At 69.8% G+C, this 20,614-nt stretch carries 20 protein-coding genes; 11 read left to right on the forward strand and 9 right to left on the reverse strand.

The genetic code is table 11. From position 1 onward, the window contains the following. Positions 1-152 precede the first annotated feature (152 nt). Positions 153-1,697 (reverse strand): alpha/beta hydrolase, encoded by a 1,545-nt coding sequence (locus ACIHFD_RS38105; protein ID WP_397371118.1) that lies wholly within the window; start codon positions 1,695-1,697, stop codon positions 153-155. Between the two features lie 249 nt (positions 1,698-1,946). Here ACIHFD_RS38105 and ACIHFD_RS38110 point away from each other — a divergent pair, with 249 nt between their 5' ends. Together ACIHFD_RS38110 and ACIHFD_RS38115 are read left to right on the forward strand one after the other, a co-directional pair. After that, positions 1,947-2,555: a hypothetical protein gene (locus tag ACIHFD_RS38110; protein WP_397371119.1), complete on the forward strand. Its 609-nt coding sequence runs from the start codon at positions 1,947-1,949 to the stop codon at positions 2,553-2,555. Beyond that, the gene (locus ACIHFD_RS38115; RefSeq protein ID WP_397371120.1) at positions 2,552-2,752 is read left to right on the forward strand and encodes a hypothetical protein; all 201 of its coding nucleotides are present in this window, start codon (positions 2,552-2,554) and stop codon (positions 2,750-2,752) included. The genes ACIHFD_RS38110 and ACIHFD_RS38115 overlap by 4 nt, the downstream gene beginning before the upstream one ends. A gap of 95 nt (positions 2,753-2,847) precedes the next feature. Here the strand turns inward: ACIHFD_RS38115 and ACIHFD_RS38120 are convergent, their stop codons facing one another. Then, entirely contained in the window at positions 2,848-3,465 is a 618-nt protein-coding gene (locus tag ACIHFD_RS38120; RefSeq protein ID WP_397371121.1) for a TetR/AcrR family transcriptional regulator, read from the reverse strand. Positions 3,466-3,635: 170 nt separating this feature from the next. Between ACIHFD_RS38120 and ACIHFD_RS38125 the strand changes: the two genes are divergently transcribed. The 3 genes from ACIHFD_RS38125 (at position 3,636) to ACIHFD_RS38135 (ending at position 6,940) form a co-directional block, all read left to right on the forward strand. Beyond that, entirely contained in the window at positions 3,636-4,307 is a 672-nt protein-coding gene (locus ACIHFD_RS38125) for a sulfotransferase family protein (protein ID WP_397371122.1), read from the forward strand. 115 nt (positions 4,308-4,422) lie between these two features. Next, on the forward strand, positions 4,423-6,009 hold the full coding sequence (locus tag ACIHFD_RS38130) for an MDR family MFS transporter (RefSeq protein ID WP_397371123.1): 1,587 nt from the start codon (positions 4,423-4,425) through the stop codon (positions 6,007-6,009). A 112-nt stretch (positions 6,010-6,121) separates the two neighbouring features. Further along, positions 6,122-6,940 carry an alpha/beta fold hydrolase gene (locus tag ACIHFD_RS38135; RefSeq protein ID WP_397371124.1) on the forward strand — a complete coding sequence of 273 codons (819 nt, stop codon included), beginning with the start codon at positions 6,122-6,124 and terminating at the stop codon, positions 6,938-6,940. 83 nt (positions 6,941-7,023) lie between these two features. Here the strand turns inward: ACIHFD_RS38135 and ACIHFD_RS38140 are convergent, their stop codons facing one another. From ACIHFD_RS38140 to ACIHFD_RS38150, 3 genes are all read right to left on the reverse strand, one after another. Next, positions 7,024-7,218, reverse strand: coding sequence for a hypothetical protein (locus tag ACIHFD_RS38140; RefSeq protein ID WP_397371125.1), 195 nt, complete (start codon positions 7,216-7,218; stop codon positions 7,024-7,026). Between the two features lie 77 nt (positions 7,219-7,295). Continuing rightward, positions 7,296-8,486, reverse strand: a complete 1,191-nt coding sequence (locus ACIHFD_RS38145; protein ID WP_397371126.1) for a helix-turn-helix domain-containing protein — start codon at positions 8,484-8,486, stop codon at positions 7,296-7,298. Positions 8,487-8,557: 71 nt separating this feature from the next. Continuing rightward, positions 8,558-9,031, reverse strand: coding sequence for a MarR family winged helix-turn-helix transcriptional regulator (locus ACIHFD_RS38150; protein WP_397371127.1), 474 nt, complete (start codon positions 9,029-9,031; stop codon positions 8,558-8,560). A gap of 93 nt (positions 9,032-9,124) precedes the next feature. Here ACIHFD_RS38150 and ACIHFD_RS38155 point away from each other — a divergent pair, with 93 nt between their 5' ends. Continuing rightward, the gene (locus ACIHFD_RS38155; protein WP_397371128.1) at positions 9,125-9,991 is read left to right on the forward strand and encodes a haloalkane dehalogenase; all 867 of its coding nucleotides are present in this window, start codon (positions 9,125-9,127) and stop codon (positions 9,989-9,991) included. Positions 9,992-9,998: 7 nt separating this feature from the next. Here the strand turns inward: ACIHFD_RS38155 and ACIHFD_RS38160 are convergent, their stop codons facing one another. Then, positions 9,999-10,502, reverse strand: coding sequence for a MarR family transcriptional regulator (locus ACIHFD_RS38160; protein ID WP_350731282.1), 504 nt, complete (start codon positions 10,500-10,502; stop codon positions 9,999-10,001). 61 nt (positions 10,503-10,563) lie between these two features. Between ACIHFD_RS38160 and ACIHFD_RS38165 the strand changes: the two genes are divergently transcribed. Beyond that, positions 10,564-11,844 carry an amidohydrolase family protein gene (locus tag ACIHFD_RS38165; RefSeq protein WP_397371129.1) on the forward strand — a complete coding sequence of 427 codons (1,281 nt, stop codon included), beginning with the start codon at positions 10,564-10,566 and terminating at the stop codon, positions 11,842-11,844. A gap of 44 nt (positions 11,845-11,888) precedes the next feature. Then, on the forward strand, positions 11,889-12,851 hold the full coding sequence (locus ACIHFD_RS38170; protein ID WP_397371130.1) for a YihY/virulence factor BrkB family protein: 963 nt from the start codon (positions 11,889-11,891) through the stop codon (positions 12,849-12,851). Here ACIHFD_RS38170 and ACIHFD_RS38175 read toward each other — a convergent pair. Then, a complete protein-coding gene (locus tag ACIHFD_RS38175; protein WP_397371131.1) occupies positions 12,840-13,952 on the reverse strand; it encodes a D-alanyl-D-alanine carboxypeptidase family protein in 1,113 nt (370 codons plus the stop codon). The two genes, ACIHFD_RS38170 and ACIHFD_RS38175, sit on opposite strands and share 12 nt — an antisense overlap. Before the next feature lie 83 nt (positions 13,953-14,035). Here ACIHFD_RS38175 and ACIHFD_RS38180 point away from each other — a divergent pair, with 83 nt between their 5' ends. Continuing rightward, positions 14,036-14,269, forward strand: coding sequence for an SCO4848 family membrane protein (locus ACIHFD_RS38180; RefSeq protein WP_350731290.1), 234 nt, complete (start codon positions 14,036-14,038; stop codon positions 14,267-14,269). Here ACIHFD_RS38180 and ACIHFD_RS38185 read toward each other — a convergent pair. Beyond that, positions 14,241-15,593 (reverse strand): peptide ligase PGM1-related protein, encoded by a 1,353-nt coding sequence (locus ACIHFD_RS38185; protein WP_397371132.1) that lies wholly within the window; start codon positions 15,591-15,593, stop codon positions 14,241-14,243. The two genes, ACIHFD_RS38180 and ACIHFD_RS38185, sit on opposite strands and share 29 nt — an antisense overlap. A gap of 532 nt (positions 15,594-16,125) precedes the next feature. Between ACIHFD_RS38185 and ACIHFD_RS38190 the strand changes: the two genes are divergently transcribed. Continuing rightward, positions 16,126-17,352, forward strand: a complete 1,227-nt coding sequence (locus ACIHFD_RS38190) for a M20 family metallopeptidase (RefSeq protein WP_397371133.1) — start codon at positions 16,126-16,128, stop codon at positions 17,350-17,352. A 3-nt stretch (positions 17,353-17,355) separates the two neighbouring features. On the opposite strand, the gene ACIHFD_RS38195 is transcribed toward ACIHFD_RS38190, so the two are convergent. Next, positions 17,356-19,236: a Xaa-Pro dipeptidyl-peptidase gene (locus tag ACIHFD_RS38195; protein ID WP_397371134.1), complete on the reverse strand. Its 1,881-nt coding sequence runs from the start codon at positions 19,234-19,236 to the stop codon at positions 17,356-17,358. A 290-nt stretch (positions 19,237-19,526) separates the two neighbouring features. Here ACIHFD_RS38195 and ACIHFD_RS38200 point away from each other — a divergent pair, with 290 nt between their 5' ends. After that, complete coding sequence (locus ACIHFD_RS38200) at positions 19,527-20,597, forward strand: BMP family protein (RefSeq protein ID WP_397371135.1); 1,071 nt, start codon at positions 19,527-19,529, stop codon at positions 20,595-20,597. Positions 20,598-20,614: the final 17 nt, after the last annotated feature.

Genomic DNA, 20,614 nt, shown 5'->3' on the forward strand with positions numbered 1-20,614 from the left:
GCCCCCCCCCCCCCCCCCCCCCCCCCCCCCCCCCCCCCCCACCCCCCCCCCCCCCCCCCCCCCCCCCCCGCCCCCCCCCCCCCGGCCGCCCCGCCCGCGGGCGCCCCCCCCCCCCCCCCCCCCCCACCCCTCATCACGAGATCACCCGAAGATCAGTTGAAAAGGCCGGAAGGCATCCAGCCAGGCGTTCCGGGCAGCGGGGAGACGGGCTCCCTGAACGTCTGGACCTCGGCAGGTGGGACAGCTGGGCAACGGGTCCCCGGCGCCGGGAGGGTCCGCGAGATCAGGTAGGTGTCGACGGCCCCCGTGGTGCAGGCTCCACGCCCGTAGGCGATGTGGCCCCAGCCCTCGTACGTGAGCAGCCGGCCCGACCGGCCCAGCTGCTGGGTCGTGCTGAGCGCCCACGGATAGACGGTGGCCGGGTCGTGCAGGGAGTTGAGGACCAGCAGCGGCGTGTTCGTCCGCACCTTCAGGCGGTGCTGCGGGTTGGGGATCGGGTCCGGCTGGCCGAGGCACGAGATGACCGGACCGATCGCCAGGGGGCTGTAACGCATGTCGGGCGCGATCTTCGCCAGGCGGCGCAGGTGCTTGCTGAACTCCCGGTAGTCGCGTACGGGCAGCCGGAAGTCCAGGCAGAAGACCTGGAACGGGTTGGGGCTGACCTCCTGCGCCCGGTCGATCGCCAAGGGGAACGCGCCCGGGCGCGGGGTCTCGCCGGCCTCCAGATCGGCGAGCAGCTGGGAGAGCGGCTGCCAGTTGGCCGGATCGTAGAAGGCGCCCAGGGCGTTGTCGATCAGCATGAGCGCGGTCACCTTGGTGTCCGGCTCTCCCGGGACGGGCAGTTCGCCGCGGTCGGCGCGCTCCAGCAGCCCCTTCCAGATCGATCTGACGTCCTTGCCGTGCTGGACGCAGCGGTTGTCGCGGTCGCACCAGGCCACGAACTCGTTGAAGGCGTCCTGCGCGCCCCAGGTCTCCGTGTCCATGAAACCCCGCGTGTCCAGGCTGTGGTCCATCGTGCTGTCAAGCACGAAGGCGCGGACCCGCGACGGGTAACGCTCGGCGTACAGCTGGCCGAGGAGGGTGCCGTAGGAGCCGCCCCAGAAGGTCAGCTTGTCCTCGCCGAGCGCGGCGCGGAAGGCGTCGAGGTCCGCCGCGGTGCTGAGCGAGTCGACGTGGTCGAAGAGCGGGCCGGTACGGGCCCGGCAGTCGGCACGCAGGCGGTCGTTGTAGGCCAGCATCCTGTCGAAGTCGGCCTGGCTCTTCAGGAGCGGATCCGGGGCCTGCATCATCACGTCCGTGGAGCAGACCACGGGGTGGCTGCGGTTGGTGCCCCGCGGGTCGAGGCCGACGATGTCGAAGCGGCGCAGGATCTCGGGACTGAACGTGTGCGGGCTGCCGAAGACCAGCCGCACCCCGGATCCTCCCGGGCCGCCCGCTCCCAGCACGAGCGCGCCGATCCTGGCGGCGGGATCGGTGGCCTTGCGGCGCGCCACACCCACCTCGAACGTGCCGCTCGACGGCTGGTTCCAGTCGATGGGCACGGTGAGCGTTCCGCACTCGACGGCCGGCTCTTCCGGGCACGGCGCCCACGAGATCGTGTCCCGTGGCTGCGTGTCCTGCGTGGTGGCGGCCGAGACCGGCGTGAGTAAGGCCAGCGGCGAGACGAGTCCTAACAACAATGCGGTGAGTCTTCGCATGCTCTGATCTTCAACGGCCTCCGGACGACTGTGAATCGGGCGCAAGTATGGACCGGCGGCTCCTTCGCGAGGACGACGGCACTGGGTCTTTGGTCCCATGCACCGGTTTCCATTCATTCCGGAGGTATCGATTCTCATCAAAGGTCGGGCGCCTGGCGCCTGGCAGCGGACTCGCCCAGGCTGTGCGTTTCCACCCGGGCCAGTAGCTTCTCCCACGTTGTAGCGGGCACGCCGCGATACGCTCGCGGCGTGTCCGACGATGCCACCGCGCAACCTCCGTTACCGGAGCTCACCCGGATCCTGATCGGTCCGCCTGGCAAGGTGCTGCTTCCCCTGGTCGTCCTGCTCGCGCTGATCATCCTGAACCACTGGAGCCTGCCGGGCGGCGGTCCCTTCCCGCTGGTGTTGATGGGCTTGCTGCTGGGGCTCGCCACGGTCGTCGTCTGGACCGCGCGGTTCCTGGTGGGCCTGCTGCGTTCGGACGGCCGCGCCGGGCTGCGACGGCACTGGCTGCGCTGGGCGTGCGCGCCGGTCATCGGGGTGGCCGTGGCCGGCCTGGTGTATACCGACCTGCCGTTCGCTGCCCGGTTCGCGTTATCGGAGGCGAGCCTGGAGCAGCTCGCCCGGACGGTCGCCTCGGGGGACGAGTCCGCCGAGCACAACGATCAATGGGCGGGGCTCTATCCGCTGACGTCGATCGAGCGGATCGAGGGCGGGGCGCGGTTCCTGGTGAGCGACTCCGGGTTCCTCGACCGCTATGGCTTCGCGTGGAGCCCCGGTGGTGAGCCGCCGGACGAGTCCCACACCGGATACACGCATATCCGGGGCCCCTGGTACGTATGGGAGAGCCGGTTTTGAGAGTCCCCGGAACGCCCGGCTTCTGGGTCTACCTGGCTGCCGCGCAGCTGATTCCCGCCTGGTACGTCTCCGGGGAGATCGGCTGGCTCGTCGCGCCCGCCGTCGCGCTGCTCGCCATGATCGCCGCCGTGGTCCGGGCGTACCAGGACGCGGCGCACCTGCGAACCGCGGAGGATTCACCGCCGGACGAGCAGTAGGGGTGCCGTTGACCAACGTCTCCTGGCAGTACTCGGCGTGCGGGTCGTCGGAGTGGCGCCAGAGATCGAACAACCGGTCGCCACGTTCTGCGTGCCTACTCGGGGACGGGGAGCCGCGGCGCCGGGAACAGATCGCCGACCAGCAGCGTCGCCGCTTGCGTGGCGATGGCGAGGATGTCGTCGTCCGTGGCTTCGGTGCCCTGGGCGGCCAGCACGGCGTTGTGCACACTGAGCAGGGCCATCCGGACGCGCAGCCGGTCGGTCAGCGGCGCGTCGGGGCCGAGGAGGAGCTGTGTGGCCCTGCCTATCCGTTCCAGCGGGCCGCCGTCCCGCAGTGGCATCACCTTGCGCAGGGTGGCATGGTTGGCGGCGGCGAACCGCATGACCCGCAGCCCACGTATGCCGCTCAGAGCGATCCAGCGGCCCAGGAATTCGGAGGACAGCTCCGGGGTGAGCGCCTGGCCCGCGGCCCAGTCCAGGAGGTCGTCGAGGGCACGCATGTTGTCTTGGAAGAGGCTGAGGATGATCGCCTCTTTGCTGTCGAAATGGTAGTAGAGCGCCGCCTTGGTGATGCCGATCTGTTCGGCGATCTCGCGCATCGAGGTGGCGTCGTAGCCGCGCTCGGTGAACAGCGACAGCGCGGCCTGCTGGATCTCGGCCCGCGTCTGGCTGCCCTTGCGCCGCGGGGCCGTGGCCTGTTCCGTCTTTGACATCGCTCTTCTTGCTCCCAGGCTCAGCTCTCCGGAAAGTCTACACCCACTTGCTTACCGGCCGGTCAGCAAGTAGCTTGCTAACCGGCCGGTAGGTAATCACCTCCGGGGCGGAGCTTGGGCGTTCGATGGCCTGGCCTGGGATCGCCGTGGTCGAGGAAGGAAGGGCTGGCATGAGTTTGCGAGTTGTGGGAGCAGGATTTCCGCGTACGGGGACGACGTCGCTGAAGGCGGCGTTGGAACGGCTGCTCGGGGCGCCCTGCTACCACATGCAGGAGCTGTTCGGGCGGCCGGACGACGCCGCGGTCTGGCGCGACGCCTGCGCGGGTGTCATGCCTGACTGGCAGCGATTCCTCGCAGGATACGCCGCCGGGGTGGACTGGCCGATCTCGTGGTTCTGGCGGGAACTGTCCGCCGAGTTCCCGGACGCGCTGGTGCTGCTGTCCCGGCGGGAAAGTGCCGAGCGCTGGTACCAGAGCATGGACCGGACGGTGCTGGAAGGGGCGCGCCGCCTGACGCGCGGCGACTTCGCCGGCGCGCGGCCGCCGATGGACGCCCTCGGCACCCCCGAGCAGGCCCGCGCCATGGAGGAGATGATCCGGGCCCTGTTCGGCGGCGCGTTCGGCGACCCCCACGACCGCGACAAGGTCATCGCGGCCTACGAGCGGCACCTCGCTGAGGTCCGCGCCACCGTGCCGGCGCACCGGCTGCTGGAATGGCAGCCGGCCGACGGCTGGCAGCCCTTGTGCGCCGCACTCGACCTCCCGGTTCCCGACGAGCCGTTCCCGCACGAGAACACCACGGCCGACATGCGGGCCCGGATGGGCGACCTCGGCGGGCAATGACCTCGGCGACGCGTCAGATGCCGGCGAGGGGGACGGCCGTGCAATTGCTTACCGGCCGGTTAGCAAGTAAGCTTGCCGACCGACCGGTAAGTTCTATTGCATCGATGGGAGCGCAATGATGGCAGGAGACAGCGCGACGAGTCCCCCGGTGGCGGGGCAGCAGGCCGGACTGGGGTTCAGCCATCGCCAGATCCTCGTGACCATGAGCGGCCTGGTCATCGCCATGATGCTGGCGATGCTGGACAACATGATCGTCGCCCCTGCGCTGCCGACCATCGTCGGTGATCTGGGCGGCCTGAACCACCTGGCGTGGGTGACCACCGGCTACGTCCTGGCCTCCACCGTGGCCACGCCGATCTGGGGCAAGCTCGGCGACCTGTACGGCCGGCGCATCGTCTTCGTCGCCGCCGTGGCGCTCTTCCTGCTCGGCTCGGTCTTGTGCGGGATGTCACAGGACATGGCGCAGCTGATCGGCTTCCGCGCGCTGCAGGGCCTGGGAGCGGGCGGCCTGATGGTCGGCGTACTGTCGATCATCGGTGAGATGATCCCGCCGCGGGACCGCAGCAAGTACCAGGGCGTGATGATGGCCGCCATGCCGGTGGCGATGATCGGTGGCCCGCTCATCGGCGGCTTCATCACCGACAACCTGAGCTGGCGCTGGGCCTTCTACGTCAACCTGCCGCTCGGCGCCGTCACCCTGGTCCTGTGCTGGATCACCCTGGCCAAGCTGCCCAAGGGCACCGGCAAGGCCGTGATCGACTGGTGGGGCACCGCGCTGCTGACAGTGTGGATCACCGCGCTGGTGCTCATCACCAGCTGGGGCGGCACCCAGTATGACTGGAGCTCGCCGCAGATCCTTGGCCTGGCGGCGCTGGCAGTGGCCGGGTTCGTCGCCTTCGTGATCGTCCAGCGGCGGGCAGCCGAGCCGATCATGCCGCTGCGAGTCTTCAAGAGCCGCAACTTCTCCCTCGCCGGCGCCGTCGCCTTCATCTCGGGTTTCGCCATGTTCGGCGCCACGGGCTTCCTGCCGCAGTTCCAGCAGTTCGTCCAGGGCTCCTCAGCCACCAACAGCGGCCTGCTGCTCATGCCCATGATGATCGCCGCGATGATCGTCAGCCTGGCCGGTGGCTCACTGATCAGCAAGACCGGGCACTACAAATCGCTGCCCATCATCGGCTCCATCCTCGTCACCGTCGGCCTGGCACTGTTCGCCACCGTGGGCCTCGACACCACCACCACGATGACGGCCCTCTACATGGTGGTCCTGGGCGCCGGCATGGGCGCGCTGATGCAGACCAGCACCCTCATCGCCCAGAACAGCCTCGACCTGCGCGACATGGGCGCAGGCACCGGGGTGTCGACCTTCCTGCGCAACATGGGCAGCTCGCTCGGCGTCTCCCTGCTCGGCGCCGTCTACACCAGCCAACTGGCCGACTCCCTGGCAGCCGCCGGGCCGGCCGGGCAGGGCGTGGCCGCCTCCGCCGTCTCGATGACCCCGCAAGCGCTGCGTGCCCTGCCCGAAGCAGCCCGGCACCTGTTCCAGCAAGCCGTCACCGACGGCATCACCACCCTGTTCACCTGGGGCGCGGCGGTGACCGCCGTCGGCGTCATCCTGGCCCTGTTCATCCGCCAGGTCCCACTGCGCAGCGCCGCCGCACCGGCTGCCAGCCCCGACGCCGAGCCGGTCGCGGCCGGTAGGTGAGGCCATCCGCCGGCACCAGGCAAGGCCCACGACAGCGAGGCGATACGGCACCCGGTAGTCGTGCGGCCTTAGCGGTGCTAAATTTGCCTTAGCGACGCTAAGGGGGTGGCTGATGATCAGCGTGATGACGGCCGACGGGACCGAGGCGCGGGCTATCGATGAGGGGCAGGGGCCGATCGTTCTCGTTCTCCATCCCGGCCTCGACGACGGCTCGTCCTGGCGGGAGGTGGCCGCGCGGCTCGCCGCGCGCCATCGGGTCGTGCGGCTGCACCGGCGGCGGTACCGGCTCGATCTCGACGGCGCCTCCTGCACGGTCGCTCAGGAGGTCGAGCACGTCCTGGCCGTGGTGGCGGCACTGGGTGGCGGGCCGATGGTGCTCGTCGGGCATTCCTCGGGTGCCGTGATCGCGCTGGAGGCCCTGGTGGCCGACCCGTCGGCGTTCGCGGGGGCGGTCCTGTACGAGCCGCCCACGGTGATCGGGGTGCCGCTCGGCGGGCCGCACGGTGAGGTGCACGCGCGGGCTCGGGCGGCGATCGCGGCCGGTCGGCCGGGGAAGGCGTTGAGGGTTTTCCTGCGGCGTTCCGTGCGGGTTCCCGCGTGGGTGGCGTTACTGGCCGGGGTGTTCGTGACGGTGGTGCCGAGGATGCGGGCGCTCGTTCCGTCGCAGATCGAGGACAACGTGGGCATGGACTCGCTCGGCGTGCGGCTCGACGCCTACTCGGGGATCGAGGTGCCCACCGTGCTGCTCGGCGGTGATCGCAGTCCGGCGCATCTCGGGGAGCGGCTCGACGCGCTGGAGCGGGTGATGCCGCGGGTGGAGCGGGTGGTGATGCGCGGGCAGGGGCACGCCGCCCACGCCAGGGCTCCCGGTGAGGTCGCCGCCGTCATCGATGCCTTCGCCGCCAAGGTGCTCGGCCGACCCGGTCGCTGAGGTGCCGGAGTCGCGGAAGGTCCCGGCCGGTAGTCGAGGCTCAAGGGTCGCCGAGGTCTCGGCGGGCCGCTGCGATGGCTCCGTCAGCCCCGGCGGGTGCCGCGGTGGAGCCGGAGCAGGGCGCGCAGGGCCGCCAGGCTGGGGCGGGTGAGGCGGGTGTCCCCGTGGGTGGCGGTCCAGCCTGAACGATCCCGCTGGAACGACCACCCGGGGAACTCCCGCGTTGCCTCCTGAAGCAGTCGTTCCATGACGAACTCGGCACTCGGCGCTGTGGTCATGAACACAGCGTGTCACCCACAACCCGCTCCGTGACGAACTCCGGCCGCAGAACTCCCCGTTCATCCGGCCCGAACTCTCAGTTCGCGATGCCGTGGCGCTCGGCCAGGTAGCGGACCTCCGGCGCCCACGACGGCCGCGCGCGCCGCGCCAGGGACCGCACCATCTCCCTCAGCAGCAGCTTGTGGTCCAGCTCCTCCGGGCATTCGCGCTCGATCCGCAGGAGGTGGAGCAGGCTGGCGGCGTCGTCGCCCACGTCCTCGCAGGCGCGGGCGACCTGGCTGAGGTGGGTGGCGCGCCGCTCGATGGACGGCGTGTGCCGCAGGTCGATGTCGTCGGCGATCTGCAGCACCGCCTCCGGCCGCCCCAGGTCGTTCTCGATGCTGGCCATGTGGATGGCGACGTTGGTCGGCCCGAAGAAGGCCAGGTCGTAGACGTCGGCCCCGTCCTCGACGCGCTGAGCGAGCCGCGCCGCGGGCCCGCGGACGATCTCCCTGGCCTCGTCGTCGTCGCCCCCGCGCGCCGCGCCGATCGCGGTCAGCAGGTGCAGCGCGCCGAGCGCCTTGACGTGGCGGTCGTCGCCGTCGGCGACGTGGGGTTCCAGCATCTCGATGCCGCGACGGCCGATGTCGTACGCGATCTGGTGCATGTCGTCCGACAACATCGACTGCCCCAGGCTCCAGTACGCCCACGCCCGGATCAGCGGATCCCCCGACTCCTCCGCGAACCGCATGGCCCGGTCCGCGGCCAGATGCGCGAGATCGACCCGCCGCAGGTGCTTGAGCACCCCCCTGGCCAGCATGTACGCGTCGGACGCGACGCGGTGGGCCTGCGGCGTGTCCGCGAGCGCGAGGTTCTCGGCGTCGGAGATCAGGGACGGCAGGGACGCCATCAGGATCGAGTAGCGGTGCGCCGAGGTGAACCAGGCGCTGCGGGCCGCCGCCACCCGTTCGGAGAGCTGTTCGGCGTCGGGCGGCTCGATGTCGGGCTCCAGCGAGCGCCACGTGAACAACGCCCGCTCGATGTCGCTGATCTGCGGCCGGCTGGGCTCGTGCGAGTCGCGCGGGGTCTCCCCCAAGAGCACGGCGGTGCGTACGCCCAGCACTTTGGCGATCTCCCGCAGCAGGGGGAGCGAGGGAGTTCGTTTGCCGTGCTCGATCAGCTCGATGTGCCTGGGGGTGCAGCCGGACTGGGTCGCCAGCGCGGTGGTGCTCATGCCCCTTCGTTCGCGCTGGAGCCTGATCATCTGCCCGGTGGCTATTTCGGACATGGACGTGCGGCCTCCTGGGTGGGTCCCGACATCCCACAGGCTAGGGCTCCAGGAGATCGCCTGTCCTGGATTCAGCCCTGCTCAGAGGAGCTGCCGGGGCGCGCGTGATGCTCCAGGAGGCGGGTCAGCAGACCTGACAACTGCTCGCGTTCCGGTTGGCTCAAAGGCGCGAACAGCTCGTCCTGAAGGCTCGCGATGAGCGTGTGCAGCCGTCGTACCTGCTGGATCCCCTCGGGGGTGAGGGTGATGACGTTGCGGCGGCGGTCGGCGGGGTCGGGGGCGCGCTCGACGAAACCGCGCTCCGCGAGCTCGTTGATGACGGCGACCATGTCGCTGCGGTAGATGCCGGTGCGCCTGCTCAGCTCGGCCTGGCTCACCGGGCCCGCCTCGCGGAGCGCGACGAGCGCCGCGTAGTGCCACTTTCGGGCGTCGACGGCGGCCAGGCCCTCGTTGACCAGCCGGTCGGCGTGCATCGCGACCAGCGACAGCGTCCGGCTCGGCAGGAGCCGCAGCGCTGCGGGGGTGGCCCTGAGGTCGTCCGTCATGCTCCCGATGATAGTCCCTTGCGTTAGTGGCACTAACGATGTACGTTCGTTAGTGTCATAAACGTTAGTCGCACTTACGAAATGAGAACCGTCATGCCGACGATCGACGTGCTCGACTCGACCATGTACTTCGAGGACTCCGGCGGCTCCGGCCTGCCCTTCGTGTTCCTGCACGGGAACCCGGCCTCGTCCCATGCGTGGCGGAAGGTGCTGCAAGGGTTGGACGGCCGCCTGCTCGCCCCCGACCTCATCGGCATGGGGCGCTCGGGGAAGCCGGACATTCCCTACCGGTTCGGCGACCACGCCCGTTACCTCGACGCGTGGTTCGACGCGCTCGGGCTGGAGGAGGTGGTGCTCGTCGGGCATGACTGGGGTGGCGCGCTCGCGTTCGACTGGGCCGCCCGTCACCCCGAGCGGGTCCGGGGAGTGGCGTTCATGGAGAGCATCGTCCGCACGATGAGCTGGAGCGACCTGGGCGAGGCCCCGCGTGCCCGCGCCGAGATGCTGCGGAGCGCCCAGGGGGAGGCCCTGGCGCTCGACCAGAACTTCCTCGTGGAGACGGCGTTCTCGGGCGGCGTGCTGACGAGCCTGAGCGAGGAGGAGAAGGAGCCGTACCGGGCGCCGTACCCCACCAGGGAGAGCAGGCGGCCGCTGCTGGAGTGGGCGCGGTCCCTGCCGCTGGACGGCGAGCCCGCCGACGTGGCCGAGCGGGTCGAAGGTTACGGGAAGTGGCTCGCGGCCAGCTCTGACGTGCCCAAGCTGCTGCTGACCTTCGACTCCTCCCCGACGCTGCTGATCGGGCCCGAGGCGGCCGCCTGGTGCGCCGCGAACATGGCCGCCTTGGAGGTCGAGCACTGCGGCCCGGCCGGCCACCACGCCTCCGAGGACCAGCCGGAGGCCATCGCCACCGCGATCGCCGGCTGGGCGGCCCGCCACGGGTGGCGCGCGGGCACGTCCTGAGCGGGGGTCAGCGGAAGCGGCGGCGGCCGAGGCGGGAGAGGACCTCGCGCAGCGCGTCGGCCGCCTCGCGCACGACCTCGTCCGGGATCCCGCCCGCCACCTCCTCGGTGGCCCGCCCCGAGGCCACCAGCGCGGCCTCCGCCACGCGCTGCCCCTCTTCGGTGAGCTGCACCCAGCGGCTGCGCGCGTCGCCCGCGTCGGCCTCGCGCTCGACGTATCCCGCCGCCGCCAGCCGCTGCAGCACGTTGCTGATCCCGCCCGACGTCAGGAACAGCGCCTTCGACAGTTCGCTCGGCTTCATCCGGTACGCCGGCGCCCGGCTGAGCGCGGCCAGCACGTCGAACTCGGCATACGTCAGCCCCAGCTCGGCCAGCTCGGCCTTGATCACCTGATCGAACAGCAGATGGAGCCGCGCCGTCCGCTTGCTGAGCTCCAGGGCGGCGATGAGCGACGGCGACAGGCCCGCGTCCTTCCAGCGGGGGACCAGCGCGTCGACCTCATCGTGTGTCACGCCATCGAGGATACCTGTCACAATATTGCTTTCTGAAAAGCTTCTCACTAAGCTTTCGGTCATGACATCTACGATCTTGATCAGGAACGGCGTCGTCGTGGACAGCGAGCCCGAGCCCGTCGTGCTGGGTCAGGTGGACGTGCGGATCGAGGACGGCCTCATCGCCGAGGTGGGCCCCGGCCTGCCGGACGTCCCGGGTGCGGAGGTGATCGACGCGACCGGGCGGATCGTGCTCCCCGGCTTCGTCGACACCCACCGCCACACCTGGCAGGCGGGCATCAGGGCCGTCGCGCCCGACATCACGTTCGACACCTACCTGCGGCGGGTCCTCACCGAGCTCGCACCCCGCCACCGCCCCCAGGACGTCTACGCGGGCAACCTCGCGGGCGCGCTGGAGTGCCTGGACGCGGGCATCACCACGCTGCTCGACTGGTCGCACGTCCAGTTCAGCCCGGAGCACACCGACGCGGCCGTGCGGGGGCTGGGCGAGTCGGGCATCCGGGCCGTGTTCGGCTACTGCTACGGCGGCGATTCCGATGAACTGACCAAGGAGACCCGGCGGGTCCACGACTCGCTCTTCTGCTCGTCCGGGCTGGTCACGATGGTGGTCGCGGCGCTCGGCCCGGAGATCGTGGGGGAGGAGCGCTCGCTGGAGGAGTGGCGCGTGGCGGCCGAGCTCGGCCTTCCCGTCACCGCGCACCTGGGCGGCCACGGCCCGGAGAGCGCCGAGCGCGGGCTCGCGTTCCTGGAGGCCAACGGCCTCCTGGCCACCCCCACGACCTTCGTGCACGCGCTGCACTACACCGACGATGCGCTCCGGCGCATCGCGGCCGCCGGCGGCACCGCCTCGCTCGCCCCCGTGGACGAGATGAACCTGGGCCTCGGCTACCCCGCCACCGGCCGGCTGAGGGCGGCGGGGATCCCGACCGGCCTCGGCGCGGACACCGTGGTCTGCGCGCCGGGGGACCTGTTCAGCCTGATGCGGGCGGTCCACCTGCTCGAACGCGGCCGCCCCGACGGCGCCGGGATGGGTTTCACCACCCGCGACGCGCTGCGCATGGCCACCATCGAGGGCGCCCAGGTGCTGGGCCTCGCCGACGTCATCGGCTCGCTGCGGCCGGGCAAGCAGGCCGACCTCGTGCTGCTGCGTACGGACACGTTCGGCATGGCAGCGGCGCACGACCCGATCGGCGCCGTCGTGCTCAACGCCGACACCAGCGCCGTGGACACGGTGCTGGTCGGGGGCCGGGTGGTCAAGCGTGACGGGCGGCTGCTCCACCACGACGTGGCGGCGGTCCTCTCCACACTGATCGAATCCGCGGATATGGTGGCGAACCCCTGATCGTCGCCCCGGCGCCGGGGTAGTGGGTCCCCAGGAGGCGCGTCATGGCGAGCGTGATGAAGCGGATCGAGGCGGTCAAGGCCCGGGGCCGCCGCAAGGTGACACGCTGGCGGGAACGGCGTCCGGCGCTGGACCACGCGATCAGGGCGGTGCGGCGTTACCAGCACCAGTCCGGCGACACGCTGGCGGGCGCCGTCACCTACTACGCGTTCCTGTCGTTCTTCCCGCTCGTGGCGCTCTCGTACGCGGTGCTCGGGTTCGTGGTGGCGACCAGCGAGGCCACCAGGGACGCGCTGGAGAAGGCGATCGTCGAACGGCTGCCCGGCATCGCCACCCAGCTCAACCTCGACGCCATCGCCACGGCCAGGCAGACGGCCGGGGTCATCGGTCTGCTCGGTCTGCTCTACGCCGGGCTCGGCGCGCTGGACGCGCTGCGCGGGGCCCTGCGCGAGATGTCGATGACCACCGCGCCGCCGCTCGGCTTCCTCGTCGGCAAGCTGCGCGACCTGGCCTCGATCCTCCTGATCGGGGTCACGATGATCGCGTCCGTGCTGGTCGCCGGGTTCGCCACCACGGCCACGGACAAGGTCATGCAGTTCGTCTTCGGGAGCGAGTCGGAGCTGGCCACCTGGGGGCTGCGGCTCGCGGCCGTGGTGGCGAGCGTGGGGGCCGACTGGCTGCTGTTCCTGATCCTGCTCGGATGGGTGGACCGGCCGACCCGGCCGTTCCGGCTGATCGCCAGGGGGGCGCTGCTGGGCGCGATCGGGTTCGGGGTGCTCAAGCAGGCGGCGACGCTGCTGCTCGGGCAGACGCTGAGCAACCCGATCTACGGGACGTTCGCCGTCATCGTCGGGCTGCTCGTCTGGATCAACTTCTCGGCCAGGCTCGTGCTCTACGTCGCCGCCTGGACGGCCACCGCCGGCCGCTGCCCGCCGCCTTCTCCGACCCCGGTCCCGTCCTGGAACCCGGACGGCTGGGCCGTGCGCGAGGGTACGTCAGGAGCCTGAGCGGCCGCGCCGGCGGCGGATGCCGAACCCGAGCCAGACCAGCCCGAACAGCAGCCCCCCGCCGATCACCACGGATCCGATCGTCTTCGTGGAGTCGGTCTGCTTGGAGGCGGCCGTGTCCAGCAGCGGCGGCTGGGCCGCGGGCGTGACCTTGGAGGCCGGCGGAGCGGAGGAGCGCGGGGCGGCCTGGACCGCCGGGAGCGGGTCGACGAGCCGGCCGACCGGCTGGACCTTACCCCTGACCGAGAAGCCCCAGTCGAGCAGTTTGGCCACCTCCTCCCAGAAGTACCCCTCATGCCGCATGATGCTCACGACGATCGTGTGCCCGTCGCGGGTGGCCGCGCCGACGAAGCTGCCCAGGGCCTTCGAGGTCCAGCCGTTCTTGATGCCGATCATGCCCTTGTAGCGCCAGAGCAGCTTGTTGTGGTTGCTGATCTCGTAGTAGCCCTTGGGCGCGGGGAACTTGGACGTCTTCGTACTGATATATCCGCGGAAAGCGGGATTGGCGAGGCCGGCGCGGGCGATCAGCGCCAGATCGTACGCCGAGCTGCTCTGCCCCGGCTTGTCCAGCCCGCTGGGCGTCTTGGCCACGGTGTCGTACGCCTGCAACTGCTTGGCCGTGGCGTTCATGTCGCTCATGGTCTTGGCGACGCCGCCGTTCGTCTCGGCCAGGGCCATGGCCGCGTCGTTCCCCGACGACATCATCAGCGCCCTGAACAGGTCGTCGATCTTGTACGTCGCCTTGACCGACAGGCCGACCGCCGTGCCCTCCTGGTTGCAGGCGTTCTCGCTGGGCCGGATCCTGCGGTCCTTGTCGAGCTTGGGAATGAGCGTGAGCGCGGTCAGCGTCTTGAGCGTGCTGGCCGGCAGGTAGCGCCCGTGAGGGTCCTTGGCCGCGAGCACTTCACCCGTGTCCACGTCCGCGACGACGTACGACGTAGCCTGGGTTTTGGGCGGTTCCTTGACGCCCTCGGGCGTCACCAGGCCGCGGCTGCCCAGCGCCTCACCCCCGACCGGTGTCGTCGGAGCGGCATATGCGGTCCCGCCGGTGAGCGAGACCGAGGCGATGAGTGCCGTGACCGGCACGAGTTTCGTCCACATGGCGGTCTCAGCGTAGCTTCGAGTGAATGCCCATGTGGCGACACATCCCCCGTTGATCCACCTTCGATACTAGAGAGGCGCTCATGTCACGAAAGATCGCCGGATTCCTCATCATCCTCGGCGCATTCATGATCTTCGAGTGGGTGAACCTCGGGTTTAACTTGGCCGACGGGCATCCGACCAGCTTCTACGTGGTGCACGGAATCCTGATCGCGGTGAACATCATCCTCGCCATCGTGCTGGGGATCATCGGCTGGCGGGGGTTGCGCGGGAGTCGCGAGAAGGGGGTCACGGGCCGCACAGGAGACGCCGGGTGAGGGCGTGCAGCTCGTCCGCCTCCTCCCGGGAGTCGCCGATCGTGGTGAAGCCCAGCTTCCCGTGCTCGGGCACGGCGCCGAGCAGGTGGAAGACGTTCCCGGTACGCCGTTCCGCGTCGAACCCGACCCCGAGCCGATCGGCCATGCGCACGACCTCGCCGGGGCTGCGCCCGCGCAGGCAGGTCGATGAGCAGTTGTCGGTCGCGGTGTAGAACTTCGGCTGATTTCCGGACATGAGGAGGCCGGTGGCCGGATCGTACGTGGCCCCGGTCGTCAGCACGGCGGCGCCGAACGGATGCGTGGTGCCGCCGATCCGCAGGTTGATCTCGCACAGCAGCGCCGCGTACCCGGCGTCGGCCTTCAGCGCGAAGAAGTCCATGCCGAATATCCCCACCACGCCCCGATCGGCCAGCACCTGGGCGATCCGCGCGGCGGACGAACCCACCTCGGCCCGGTACTCGAGCGCCGCGGGGAACGTGCAGCCCTGGTAGACGTGGCCGTTGGGCCCGCCGAGGATCTGGTCGTGCGTGGCCAGCACCTGCGCGGTGCCGCCCGGCGTGATGCAGGCCAGCGCGCTCGGGTAGTACAGCGGCCGGTGCTCGATGAACTCCTCGACCACCGCCCCCCGGTCCCTGATCTTCGCGGTGAAATTGGCCCAGGTCTCGCCGGAGGCCGAGAAGCTGGTCAGCGACCGGTCGGCCTTGGTGACGATCGCGTTGCCGAGCCCGGAGTAGCTGTCGTTCAGCTTGACGATCACCCGCTCGCCCGGCAGAGCCTCGATCGCCTCCTCGATCTCCAGCACGTGCCGGACGTCGCCGAAGCCCCGCGCCATCGGTACGCCCGCCTCGTGGCCGACCTCGCGCGCCCCGCTCTTGGAGCCGTAATAGGCCAGGGCGGTGGCCGGTCCGTAGAGGGGGACGTTGAGTAACGAGGCGAGCTCCTCCTCGAGCTCGCTCAGGACGAACGGCACCAGCCAGGCGTCGCCCTCGATGGCCGCGCGCACTTGCTCCAGCGCGTCCGGGCGGGCGAGCAGGGCCTTGGTCAGCGGCTGAGACCAAGGGTCGTCGAGGCTGATCAGCGTGAGCCGTTTGGCCGCGTCATCCGGATCCGGCAGGAACGCGAAGTAGTAGTCGATGATGTCGGGATCGATGGGCGCGGAGGAGAGGTAGACCACCTTGACCCCGGGCTCGCGGAGCGTGAGCAGCAGGAACAGCAGCCGCTCCTCGTAGGATCTGGCCCCTGTGATCCGGCGGAGCTCATCCTGAGGAAGGGAGAGCGAGGGTACGACCACCAGGGTCCCCTCGCTCGGCTTGAAGATGCTCAACCCAGCATACTTCTCCCCGAACGGGATATTAGTGATCATATTGCGAGTGAAACACGCATTCTTCTCAAATGCAGCCATCGTCGAAGTGTGATGACCATGACAGAAGGTGACAGGATTCGGAATCGCTGACCACGTTTGAACTGGCAGCATCGGGTCATGATCTACTGATCCGTTGTGACCATTTCCGGATCACCTGAACGTTCACGGACCGTGACCACCTGGGGTTACGGACATGCTCACAGGAACTTTTGGAGTATCTGTCACCGCGAACTTGCGCCGGGGCGATAAAGTCGAAGCATCGCCATCGGGCTCACGGCCGACCGCTGTGCTCCCGGGCTGCAGCGGCGCTCGCGACTGACGAACGCAAAGCCCATGCTGACGATCTCGCGCACCCTAACCAATGGGTGTGTTTTTTGATCCGCCGAGTGTGCCGCTCGACCGGGAGGCCACGGCGGGATGACGAGCTTTCACAGCGGATGAGCCGCGGTGGTCAGACATATTGGTGCGCGCGGCATGGACGGGACGGTGACATATGCGGGGACGTGAGCTTCGGGGGGAACTCGACGCGTTCCTGGCGGAGACCGAGCAGGATCTCGTGGCGTTCCGCCGCGACCTGCACATGCACCCTGAGTTGGCCTTCGCGGAATATCGCACGACGCAGCGGATCGCCGAGCGGCTCATCGCCGCCGGGTTGACCCCCTCGGTGCTCCCGCGCGGCACCGGGCTGATCTGCGACGTGGGCAGCGGCGACGGGCCGACCGTCGCGCTGCGCGCCGACATCGACGCGCTGCCGCTGCAGGACGAGAAGGACGTGTCCTACCGCTCCACCGCGGCCGGTGTCTGCCACGCGTGCGGTCATGACGTGCACACCACGGTCCTGCTCGGCACCTCGCTCTTCCTCGCCCAGCAGGCCGCCGCCGGCCTGCTGCCCGGCCGGGTGCGGCTGATCTTCCAGCCCGCCGAGGAGCTGCCCGGCGGCGCGCTCGAGGTCATGGCCCAGGGCGGCATCAGCGGCGTCGACCGCATCTTCGGCCTCCACTGCGACCCGCGCGTGGACGTCGGCCAGGTCGGGCTCAAGGCCGGCCCGATCACCTCGGCCTGCGACAAGCTGGTCGTCAGGGTGTCGGGCCCCGGTGGGCACACCGCCCGCCCCCACCTGACCGCCGACCTGGTCTTCGCCCTGGCCAAGATCCTCACCGAGCTGCCCGCCGCCCTGTCGCGCCGGGTCGACCCGCGCTCCTCGCTGAGCCTGGTCTGGGGCAAGGTCGAGGCCGGCACGGCGGCCAACGCGATCCCCGACGACGGCCTGGCCGCCGGGACGGTCCGCTGCCTCGACGAGGGCGCCTGGCACGCCGCCCCCGACCTGATCAAGTCGCTGCTGGAGTCGGTGGCCGGCGCCTACGGCGTGGAGGCCGAGATGGACTACACGCGCGGCGTGCCGCCGGTCGTCAACGACGAGGTCAGCGTCGAGATGCTGGCCGAGGCCGCCGAGCGCGTGCTGGGCGCGGGCGCGGTGGTCCCGACCCAGCAGTCACTCGGCGGCGAGGACTTCGCCTGGTACCTCGAGTCGATCCCCGGCGCGTTCGCCCGCCTGGGCACGCGCTCGCCCGACGGCGTGACGTACGACATCCACCAGGGCACCTTCGACGTCGACGAGAAGGCGATCGCGATGGGTGTGCGCGTCATGGCCGCCACGGCGCTGACCGCGCTGTGGGAGGTCGGCCCGCTCGACACGGTCACCACCACCGCGATGGCCTAGTCCCTACAGCAGCTTGCCGAAGACCACGGGCAGTCGCAGCGACGACTGCCCGGGCGAGACCGTGACCTTCGTGCCCGGCGGGTACCGCAGGGTGTAGTCGACGTCGGTCGAGATGATCACGAGGCCCAGCCGGTGGCCCTTCTTGAACAGGTAGTCCGTCGGCTGGAAGTCCCACGTGAACGTGTACTCCTTGCCCGGGCGCAGGGCCTCGGTCCGGTCCGCGCGGTGCCGGTTGCGGACGTCCAGCCAGCCCCTGGTGACGATCTTGTACGGGGTGGTGGCGGTGCCGAGCGTCCTGAGCGTCGTGCAGCCCGTGTCACCCGGGACGCCCTCGCCGTAGCAGTAGGACTGGCCGGTCGAGACCAGGGAGCCGTTGGCGCGCACGTCCGTGCCGTAGTCCACCAGCAGGGCCGTCAGGTACGGCGAGGAGCCGTCCTTCAGCGAGGCCCGCACCGACACCGTCGGGGTGCCGGAGATCCGCACGTCGGCGGGCAGGTCGCCGGTCACGTACGCCAGCCGGTTCGGATCGGAGCCCGTGGCCTCCACCAGTTGCTCGGCAGTCCTGGACTTCTGGTCCACGAACGACTCCCTGGCCGAGCGCGGGCTGGGCAGCAGGCCCAGCTTCGAGCCCGAGCCCGTCCAGAGCGGCACCGTGGCCGCGCCGGGCAGCGGCCATGAGGCGTGCTGGGCCCACTGGCCGGGCGCGATCTCCACGTCGGCCTGCGGCTCGCGCATGATCCCCGAGTCGATCCCGTACAGCCAGTAGTCGAACCAGCCGTGCAGCTGGCGCAGCCACTCGACCGTGCGCAGGTTGAAGGGGTTCATGTGGGTGCCCTGGTGCAGCCAGATCTTGCGCGGCACGTGCCGCTTGGCCAGGGCGTACCACCACTGGGCGAACTGCTTGGTCTTGACGTTCCAGTCGTTGAGCCCGTGCACGAGGAAGACGCTGGCCTTGACCTTGCCGACGTCGTTCAGGTAGTTGCGGGCGTCCCACATCTGGCTGTAGTCGCCGGTGATCCGGTCCTGGGCCGTGGTGATCCCGTCGATCAGGGCGCCGCAGGCGGCCTGGCCGTCCTGCCTGGTCAGCACGTACTTGGCGAGCACGTCCAGGTCCTCGCCCTGGAAGCCGCCGGGCGCCAGCACGCCGCCGTTGGCCCGGTAGTAGTCGTACCAGCTGGAGATCGAGGCGATCGGCACGATCGTCTTCAGGCCCTCGACGCCGGTCGTGGCGACCGCGTTGGGCAGCGTGCCGTTGTACGAGACGCCGATCATGCCGACCTTGCCCGTCGACCAGGTGGCCTCGACCGGGTTGCCGGCGGCGTCGAAGCCCTTGGCGCGGCCGTTCAGCCAGTCGATCGCGGCCTTCGGGCCGGCCGTCTCGTTGCGGTCGCCGGAGGTGGGGCAGCCGGTGGCGCGGCCGCTGCCGAGGTTCTCCACCAGCGCGATGGCGTACCCGCGGGGCAGGAAGTAGTTGTCGTAGTAGCCGTCGAAGGGTTCGGCGGCCAGCTTGTTCCTGGCGGCGGCGAGGGCGGGCAGCGGGTTGCCGTTCGCGTCAACGTCCACGGGGTGGTTGGGAACGTCGTTGCCGCCGGCGTAGTACGGGCTGGCCTCCATGATGACCGGGACCTTCAGCCCCTGGTCGGTCTCCTTGGGGCGCAGGATGTCGACGGCGACCCGGTCGGGCTTGCCGTCGTTGTCGCTGTCGGTGCCCTCGACCTCGACGAACACCGTCTGCTTGACGGCGTCCGCGCGGGAGAAGACGGGCTGGGTGGCGTTGTTCTCGATCTTGACGGCCGGTGCGTCGGCCGTCGCGGGCGTGTTTCCACTCAGGGCCACGACGAGCAGTGTGGCCAGCGGCACTGTCAGGACCTTCCAAGGATGCATACGGGGCTCCGAGATCAGGTTTCCACCGTCTGTCGGAATCTCCGTCATGATCCGCGCCGGCACAAGGGGTCAAAGTTGGGCAAAACCTTCCGTGCGTCACGGATTGCTCCCGATTCGTCCTTCAGGTCACGGACGCGAGTGATGTCGATAACGGAGCGGTTGCGACCCTGTGCGCTGGTTTGGTTCGCCCTGGTCAAGCAACTATCTTCCGTGCAGGTGCCGTACGTGCTTCGCGCGCGCGATGAAGTATCGGCAGCGGCGAAGACGACGGGGAAAGGGAAGGGGTCGCCTTGCTCGGCAAGCGATTCAACAGGATGGCGATCGGCTCGGTAGCCGGGGTAATGCTCATGGCAGCGGCCGCCTGTGGCGGCAGTGGCGGGGGCACCACGGCCAGCGAGGCGCCGAGCAGCGCCGGCGCGAGCAGTGAGGCGTCGAAGGGCGGGCTGAAGGTCGGACTGGCGTTCGACGTCGGCGGCCGGGGCGACAAGTCCTTCAACGACGCGGCCTACGCCGGTCTGGAGAAGGCCAAGACGGACCTCAGCGCGGACATCAAGGAGCTGAGCCCGGCGGCCGACGGCTCCAACCGTGGCGACCTGCTGCGCCAGCTCGCCGACGCGGGTTACAACCCGATCATCGGCGTCGGCTTCGCGTACGGCGACGACATCAAGAAGACGGCGGCCGAGTACCCCGACATCCAGTTCGCGGTGGTCGACTCCGCCTCCAACGGGCCCAACGTGACCGGCCTGCTGTTCGCCGAGGAGCAGGGCTCCTACCTGGCGGGCGTCGCGGCGGCCACCAAGTCCAAGTCCAACCACGTGGGCTTCGTCGGCGGCGTCGAGAACGACCTGATCAAGAAGTTCGAGGCGGGCTTCGTGGCCGGCGTGAAGTCGGTCAAGCCGGACGCCAAGATCGACATCAAGTACCTCACCCCCGACGGTGACTTCTCCGGCTTCAAGGCCCCCGACAAGGGCAAGGTCGCGGCCGAGAAGATGTACCAGGACGGCGCCGACATCGTCTACCACGCCTCCGGCGACTCCGGCCTGGGCGTGTTCCAGGCGGCGGCCGCGGCCAAGAAGAAGGCCATCGGCGTCGACTCCGACCAGCGCCAGACGGTCAAGGAGACCGACCTGCAGAGCGTCATCATGACCTCGATGCTCAAGCGGGTCGACGTCGGCGTGTTCGAGTTCATCAAGGCCTTCCAGGGCGGCGCCAAGGGCGGCTCCAACATCACGTACGACCTCAAGGTCGATGGCGTGGGCCTGTCCACCACCGGCGGCGAGATCGACGACATCAAGGACAAGCTCGACGCGGCCAAGAAGGACATCGTCGACGGCAAAATCACGGTTCCGTCGAAGCCGTAATCGGGGTAGGAGTGACA

Source organism: Nonomuraea sp. NPDC051941 (genome assembly GCF_044593615.1).

Coding starts and splice junctions, on each gene's coding strand:
- ACIHFD_RS38105 (WP_397371118.1), bottom strand. CDS start 1,697: ATGCGAAGACTCACCGCATTGTTGTTAGGACTCGTCTCGCCGCTGGCC.
- ACIHFD_RS38120 (WP_397371121.1), bottom strand. CDS start 3,465: ATGTCAAAGACGGAACAGGCCACGGCCCCGCGGCGCAAGGGCAGCCAG.
- ACIHFD_RS38125 (WP_397371122.1), top strand. CDS start 3,636: ATGAGTTTGCGAGTTGTGGGAGCAGGATTTCCGCGTACGGGGACGACG.
- ACIHFD_RS38130 (WP_397371123.1), top strand. CDS start 4,423: ATGATGGCAGGAGACAGCGCGACGAGTCCCCCGGTGGCGGGGCAGCAG.
- ACIHFD_RS38135 (WP_397371124.1), top strand. CDS start 6,122: ATGATCAGCGTGATGACGGCCGACGGGACCGAGGCGCGGGCTATCGAT.
- ACIHFD_RS38140 (WP_397371125.1), bottom strand. CDS start 7,218: ATGACCACAGCGCCGAGTGCCGAGTTCGTCATGGAACGACTGCTTCAG.
- ACIHFD_RS38145 (WP_397371126.1), bottom strand. CDS start 8,486: ATGTCCGAAATAGCCACCGGGCAGATGATCAGGCTCCAGCGCGAACGA.
- ACIHFD_RS38150 (WP_397371127.1), bottom strand. CDS start 9,031: ATGACGGACGACCTCAGGGCCACCCCCGCAGCGCTGCGGCTCCTGCCG.
- ACIHFD_RS38155 (WP_397371128.1), top strand. CDS start 9,125: ATGCCGACGATCGACGTGCTCGACTCGACCATGTACTTCGAGGACTCC.
- ACIHFD_RS38165 (WP_397371129.1), top strand. CDS start 10,564: ATGACATCTACGATCTTGATCAGGAACGGCGTCGTCGTGGACAGCGAG.
- ACIHFD_RS38170 (WP_397371130.1), top strand. CDS start 11,889: ATGGCGAGCGTGATGAAGCGGATCGAGGCGGTCAAGGCCCGGGGCCGC.
- ACIHFD_RS38175 (WP_397371131.1), bottom strand. CDS start 13,952: ATGTGGACGAAACTCGTGCCGGTCACGGCACTCATCGCCTCGGTCTCG.
- ACIHFD_RS38180 (WP_350731290.1), top strand. CDS start 14,036: ATGTCACGAAAGATCGCCGGATTCCTCATCATCCTCGGCGCATTCATG.
- ACIHFD_RS38190 (WP_397371133.1), top strand. CDS start 16,126: ATGCGGGGACGTGAGCTTCGGGGGGAACTCGACGCGTTCCTGGCGGAG.
- ACIHFD_RS38195 (WP_397371134.1), bottom strand. CDS start 19,236: ATGCATCCTTGGAAGGTCCTGACAGTGCCGCTGGCCACACTGCTCGTC.